Source organism: Frankia sp. EI5c, assembly GCF_001636565.1.
GTDB lineage: Bacteria > Actinomycetota > Actinomycetes > Frankiales > Frankiaceae > Parafrankia.
This window is the reverse complement of record NZ_LRTK01000061.1, coordinates 1-6097: the sequence shown is the minus strand read 5'-3', so window position 1 is coordinate 6097 and position 6097 is coordinate 1. Positions and strand designations below refer to the sequence as shown.

The following is a 6097-nucleotide window of genomic DNA, read 5'->3' as shown; positions in this document are numbered from 1 at the left end:
GGGACGACTTCGTCGTGGACGACCTCGGCATCAGATGTGTCGACGACCAGCCCTGGGTCACCGGCGCGGAGACCTGCGAGCTGGCCATCGCCCTGCACCTGGCCGACGACACCGCCGCCGCGGAGCGGATGGTGCGGAACATGCAGCACCTCCGGGACCCCGGCGGGGCCTACTGGACCGGCTGGCAGTTCGCCGAGAAGTGCCACTGGCCGGAGGAACAGTCGACCTGGACGGCCGCNGCGGTCATCCTCGCCGTCGACACGCTCGCCGGCGGCCCCACCGAACGGACGTTCCGCGGCGACGGCCTGCCCCAGGGAATGCCGCACCCGGTGCGCCGCGGAAGCCTGCCCGGCCCCCGCGACCCCGTGACGGAGTCGCGGCGGCCCTGTGGGTGTGACTCAGAACAGCCTGCGGAGGACCCGCAGGGATCCCGNACGTGACACCTCGCTGAAGCCATCCCGCACCGCGCGCAGCAGCACATGGTAGGGCGCCTGACCGCCGTCCGCCGGGTCCGGGAACACGTCGTGGATCACCAGCCGACCCCCCGGGCGCACATGGCGCGCCCAGGCCTCGTAGTCGGCCTGAGCCTGCTTCTCGGTGTGCCCGCCGTCCAGGAAAAGCAGGTCGATGGGGGTGGACCACCACCTGCCGACCACCTCCGAGCGCCCGATCACGGGCGTGACGACGTCCTCGACGCCAGCGGCCTCCAGGGTCGCCCGCAGCGTGGGCAGCGTGTCCATCCGCCCGCTTCGCGGATCGACGAGGGTCGCGTCGTGGTACTCCCAGCCTGACTGGTTCTCCTCCGACCCGCGGTGGTGGTCGACGGTGACGACCGCGGCGCCGACGAGCCGCGCCGCCGACGCGAGATACANGGTGGATTTCCCGCAGTAGGTGCCGATCTCGCAGATGAGCCCACCGCCGGGAAGCTCGGCCGCGGCCGCGTGTAGCGCCAGTCCTTCGTCGGGTGGCATGAAGCCCTTGGCGGCCTCAGCCGCCTGCCGCAACGCCACGTCCACGCTGTCTCCTCGTCCCATGTCGGGGATCCGAGTTGCGGATCCGGGGTCCGCGACCAGCGGGANGGACCCGCCCGGCTCCCGCCCCCAACGCCGATGCCGCCTGCTCGTCTTACCAGNACAGGCAAAGCGCACGCACTGGTTGCAGGCCCGCCTACAGGGCCTACACAGGCCAGCGGGCACGGTCACCGACGCTGGACGTGTCGCGTTCCGGACAGCACATCCCGCCACCGGCACCCACATACGGGTCTATCCACAGCATCATCCACAGCTTTATCCACAGCCCTGTGCACAGACTCGTGGACAACACCGAGAGGCCGAGAGGCCGAGAGGCCGAGAGGCCGAGAGGCCGAGAGGCCGAGAGGCCGAGAGGCCGAGAGGCCGAGAGCAGTCAAACCGCCCCCGCCACCAACCGAAACCCCGAACCCCCAACAGGGGAAAAACCCCACCCAAAAANCCCCGCCCGCCGCTCGGGGGGCCCGGGGGGTCGCCCCCCGACAAAATCCCGCGGGAGCCAGGGAGCCCCACCAAGGGGCGAACAAGGAAAGCCGATCGCGTGGACCTAGGTGGACTTGAACCACCGGCCTCTTCCTTATCAGGGAAGCGCTCTAACCGACTGAGCTATAGGTCCTGGCTGCTGACGAGAGTACAGGATGGCGGCAGCTCCGTGACGGCTGCCGCCACCCCAGTTTCCAGATGATCTACTGCTGGTCGCTCAAGGTCACCTCGAGGCCGCCGATCNTGTCGGCGCAGAGGTTGTAGAGCATTGCGCCAAGCGTCGCGAGCGCCGTCATCAGTACCACGTTGATCGCGCCGACCAGCAGGCTGATCTGCATGGCCCGGCCGAAGGAGAGCCAGCTCNACACGTTGGTGTTCGTGCCGTCGGTGAACGAGTCGGCTGCCTCGGTGACGCTGTCGAAGACACCGATCGAGTTCAGGACGAACCACACGACCGCCACCGCCACCATCATGATCAGGAAGGCGCACAGCGAGAAGGCGAACGACAGCCTGGTCACCGACAGCGGCTCGACGCGGGACAGCCGCAGGCGGGCCCGCCGCCCGCCGCCCGGAGCCCGGCGTGGGCCCGTCGCCGGCGCTCCGTCCCGGGCCGGTTCGAAGCCGTGGTCACGACCATCACGCCCCGGGCCCCTGGGCCCGGGCTGGGGCCCGGGTGGGCCCAGCGGCCCGGGACGGGACGGGCTCGGCGCGTCAACGGGCCCCAGCGGCTCGGTGGACAACGATTTCGAGCCGAGGGATCCGGGCGCCGGTGCCGGTCCCGGCGGCGTCCCAGGGCGGTCGTAGGGCGCTGTGCGGTCGGTCGGCGCGGCGCGGGTCGCCGCGGCGGCAGCCGGCGAAGCCACCGAAGCGGCGGCCGGCCGGGCCGCGGGCGAAGCCGGACGACCCGGCTCCGGGGTTGGCCGGCGCTCGGCGGGCATGCGCTCGGTGACCGCGCCACGGTCGGCGCCGCTCCTCACGTCGCCCGCCCGGTTCGCCGAGCCGACTGAGCTCCCGGCGCCGCGCTTCGGCAGGTTCGGGCGGACCAGCGAGATCGTGTCGGTGTCCCGAGGCCGGTCCGGTGGCGTGCTGGCCCGGGCCGCCGGGGTCGTGACAGTCGTCTGCGCATCGCGCTTTCTCGTCATGTCCGGCTTGGGTGTCGCCGCTCGCGTGCCGCCGGCCCCGGTTCCGACCGGGGCCGGGGCGGTGGTCTCCTTGCCGGTCCCGGTCCGGTCCGTGCCGGTGCGCGGTTTCGCCGCGGATGTCGTGGACGAGGCTGTGGATGGCTTGCGGATGGCCCCNCCCCCGGCGGGCGGGACCGGGTCGGTCTCCCGGCCCGGGGTCTTCGCGGTGCTGGGCTGTGCGCCGTCGCCGGGCGCGGGATCGCCTCCGCGGGGCGTGGGGGCGGAGCGGCCGGTCGGGCTCGACTTGCCCGGGGGCACCGAGCCCGAACCGCCGGACGAGCCGCCCGGGCTCACCGGCTCGCGCTCCGCGCCGCCCGCGCCCGCGCTCTTGCTGGAGCCGGACCGCGGCCCCGGGCTGGAATCCGGCGCGTCCGCACCGGAACGTGCGCCGCTCGTCGGAGCGGATGTCCTGCCCCGGTCGCCCGGGGTGCCTTCGCCGCGGGGGCGCTGGAAGAACGGGCTGACGGCGGTGGCGGCTCCGGCCCCGGCGCCCGCACCGCGGGTACCGGCGCCCGACCCGGTGGTGGACGCCGACCGGGAGGTGCCCCGGGCCGACGATCCCGCCCCGGGGCCGTCATCCGGCTCTCGGCCGTCCGCGGCTCGGGACCCCGGGCCCTTGTCCGCCGCCGCACCCGCGGCGGGCCCACCGGGCCCGCCGCGTGCCGTCGAGGTGCTTTCGGGCCGCCGGGTCCGATCGGGGTCTTCCGACCGGCCGGCCGGCACGGCGGATTCCGGGCGACCCGGGGATGCGCGGNGGACGGCCGACCGGACTGGCCGGTCATCTTGACTGTCGCTCACGGATACTCCCCGTCCACTCCTGGTCGCGCGCGGGACTGCCGCCTCGATGGTGCTGGCCTACCACCGACGGCGCGCGCGACGCGGCCGGTTGGCCGCCGGATCGCCGAACTCAGGTGGCCGTCCCGTCCGGCACCCCAGTGTCGTCGCTTCCGTCACTGTCGTTGGCATCNGCATTGCGCGCCACACCGACCACCTGCACACCGGCCTCCAGGTCGATGAGCCTTACGCCCATCGTCTGCCGTTGTGCGCGGCGAACATCCTTCGCCACGGTACGCAACACACCGCCATTGGATGCGATGGCGTAGAGCTGGTCGTTCGGCTCCACTACGAGCGCTCCGACCAGACCACCCCTAGTGGATACGATCTTGGCGGTCAGAACCCCCTTGCCACCTCGGCCCTGAACGGGGTATTCCGCGAGCGGCGTGCGCTTCGCGTAGCCGCCACTGGTCGCGACCAGCAGGTCCGCGGTCGATTCGGGGACGACGACGTCCATCGACAGCAGCTCGTCCGCCTCGTCGAACCGCATACCGATCACACCGGACGTGGCCCGGCCCATCGGCCGCAGCTGCTCGTCGTCGGCGTGGAAGCGGATCGACTGCGCGTTACGGCTGACGAGCAGCAGGTCGTCNCCCGGAGCGACGAGGCGAGCCGAGATCAGCTCGTCGTCGTCCCGCAGGTTGATGGCCACCAGGCCGCCGGCGCGGTTGGAGTCGAAGTCGGTCAGCGCGGTCTTCTTGCACAGGCCCCGCTTGGTGGCGAGGACCAGGTACGGCGCCGCCTCGTAGTCCTGGATAGCCATCACCTCGGCGATCCGCTCGTCCTGCCNGAACGCGAGGATGTTGGCGACGTGCTGCCCCTTGGCGCTGCGCGCCTGCTCGGGCAGCTCGTGCGCCTTCGCCCGGTACACCCGGCCCTTGTTCGTGAAGAACAGCAGCCAGTGGTGGGTCGTGGTGATGAAGAAGTGCTCGACGATGTCGTCCTCGCGCAGCGCGGCGCCCTGCACACCCTTGCCCCCGCGCCGCTGCGAGCGGTACAGGTCCGTCTTGGTGCGCTTCGCATAGCCGCCGCGGGTGACGGTTACCACGACATCCTCGCGGGCGATGAGGTCCTCGACGGACATGTCGCCCTCGAACGGCACCAGCCGGGTGCGCCGCTCGTCGCCGTACTTCTCGACGACCTCCGCCAGCTCCTGGCCGATGATCTCGCGCTGCCGGGACGGCGAGGCCAGGATGGCCTCCAGTTCGGAGACCTTCGCCCGCAGCTCCGCGGCCTCGTCGGTGATCCGCTGGCGTTCGAGGGCGGCCAGCCGGCGCAGCTGCATGTCCAGGATCGCGGTCGCCTGGATCTCCGAGAGGGAGAAGCGCTCCATGAGCTGCCCGCGGGCGACATCCGCCGACTCGGCGTTGCGGATGAGGGCGATGACCTCGTCCAGGTGGTCGAGCGCGATCAGCAGACCGTCGAGGACGTGCAGCCGCTCGCGCGCCTTGCGCAGCTGGTAGCGCGTCCGCCGGACGATGACCTCGATCTGGTGCTCGACGTAGTACGAGATGATCTGGTCGAGGCGCANGGTGCGCGGTACGCCGTCGACGATCGCCAGCATGTTGACGCCGAAGGTGTCCTGCAACTGGGTGTGCTTGTAGAGGTTGTTCAGCACGACCTTCGCGACGGCGTCGCGCTTGAGGTCGATGACCAGCCGCTGGCCGATCCGGGCCGACGTCTCGTCACGCACGTCCGAGATGCCGGTGATCTTGTTGTCGCGGNCCAGCTCGGCGATCTTCNCGGCGAGGTTGTCCNGGTNGACCTGGTANGGCNGCTCGGTGACGACGAGCTGGGTGCGGCCCTTGTTCTCCTCGACGTTGACCACGGCGCGCATCCGGATGCTGCCGCGGCCGGTGCGGTAGGCGTCCTCGATGCCGTTACGGCCGACGATCAGGCCGTGGGTCGGGAAGTCCGGGCCCTTGATGATGCCCATGAGCGCCTCGAGCAGCTCCTCGGAGGTGGCCTCCGGGTGGTCCAGCGCCCACTGCACACCCTTGGCCACCTCGACCAGGTTGTGCGGCGGGATGTTGGTCGCCATGCCGACCGCGATACCGCCGGCGCCGTTGACCAGCAGGTTCGGGAACCTGCTGGGCAGGACCAGCGGCTCGGATGACCGGCCGTCGTAGTTCGGCGCGAAGTCGACCGTCTCCTGGTCGATGTCGCGCAGCATCTCCATGGCCAGCGAGGCCATGCGGGCCTCGGTGTACCGCATGGCGGCGGGCGGGTCGTTGCCCGGCGAACCGAAGTTGCCGTTACCGTCGACCAGCGGGTAACGCAGCGACCACGACTGGGCCAGCCGGACGAGCGTGTCGTAGATCGCCGAGTCGCCGTGCGGGTGGTAGTTACCCANGACGTCACCGACGACGCGGGAGCACTTGAAGTNCCCCCGGTCCGGCCGGTAACCGCCGTCGTACATGGCGTACAGGACNCTGCGGTGGACGGGCTTCAGCCCGTCACGCACCTCCGGCAGGGCGCGGCCGACGATGACGGACATGGCGTAGTCGAGGTACGACCGCTGCATCTCGACTTCGATGCCGATGGGTTCGATGCGGTCGCCGGGGGGCGGGG

2 protein-coding genes, 1 tRNA gene and 10 pseudogenes are annotated in these 6097 nt (G+C 71.5%); 1 reads left to right on the top strand and 12 read right to left on the bottom strand.

The genetic code is table 11. From position 1 onward, the window contains the following. Window positions 1–238: pseudogene (locus tag UG55_RS40540) on the top strand (hypothetical protein); the annotation flags it as partial. A gap of 196 nt (window positions 239–434) precedes the next feature. Here the strand turns inward: UG55_RS40540 and UG55_RS20675 are convergent. The 12 genes and pseudogenes from UG55_RS20675 to UG55_RS40480 form a co-directional block, all read right to left on the bottom strand. Next, window positions 435–871 (bottom strand): annotated as a pseudogene (locus tag UG55_RS20675) (class I SAM-dependent methyltransferase); the annotation flags it as partial. 1 nt (window position 872) lies between these two features. Then, window positions 873–1016 (bottom strand): annotated as a pseudogene (locus tag UG55_RS45590) (class I SAM-dependent methyltransferase); the annotation flags it as partial. A 554-nt stretch (window positions 1017–1570) separates the two neighbouring features. Continuing rightward, window positions 1571–1644: transfer RNA gene (locus tag UG55_RS20670), tRNA-Ile, on the bottom strand. Between the two features lie 111 nt (window positions 1645–1755). Next, a pseudogene (locus tag UG55_RS40530) lies at window positions 1756–1874 on the bottom strand (DUF3566 domain-containing protein); the annotation flags it as partial. A 1-nt stretch (window position 1875) separates the two neighbouring features. Continuing rightward, on the bottom strand, window positions 1876–2449 hold a 574-nt coding region (locus UG55_RS20665; RefSeq protein WP_242424865.1), incomplete at its 3' end, for a DUF3566 domain-containing protein. Between the two features lie 1211 nt (window positions 2450–3660). Then, window positions 3661–4118, bottom strand: a pseudogene (locus tag UG55_RS40525) (DNA gyrase C-terminal beta-propeller domain-containing protein); the annotation flags it as partial. 1 nt (window position 4119) lies between these two features. Next, a pseudogene (locus UG55_RS40520) lies at window positions 4120–4315 on the bottom strand (DNA gyrase C-terminal beta-propeller domain-containing protein); the annotation flags it as partial. A 1-nt stretch (window position 4316) separates the two neighbouring features. After that, a pseudogene (locus tag UG55_RS40515) lies at window positions 4317–5056 on the bottom strand (DNA gyrase subunit A); the annotation flags it as partial. A gap of 1 nt (window position 5057) precedes the next feature. Next, window positions 5058–5250, bottom strand: a pseudogene (locus UG55_RS40510) (DNA gyrase subunit A); the annotation flags it as partial. A gap of 52 nt (window positions 5251–5302) precedes the next feature. After that, window positions 5303–5878 (bottom strand): annotated as a pseudogene (locus UG55_RS40495) (DNA gyrase subunit A); the annotation flags it as partial. 34 nt (window positions 5879–5912) lie between these two features. Next, window positions 5913–5957: pseudogene (locus UG55_RS40485) on the bottom strand (hypothetical protein); the annotation flags it as partial. Between the two features lies 1 nt (window position 5958). Continuing rightward, window positions 5959–6097: hypothetical protein (locus tag UG55_RS40480; protein ID WP_242424864.1), on the bottom strand; the 139-nt coding region annotated here is incomplete at both ends.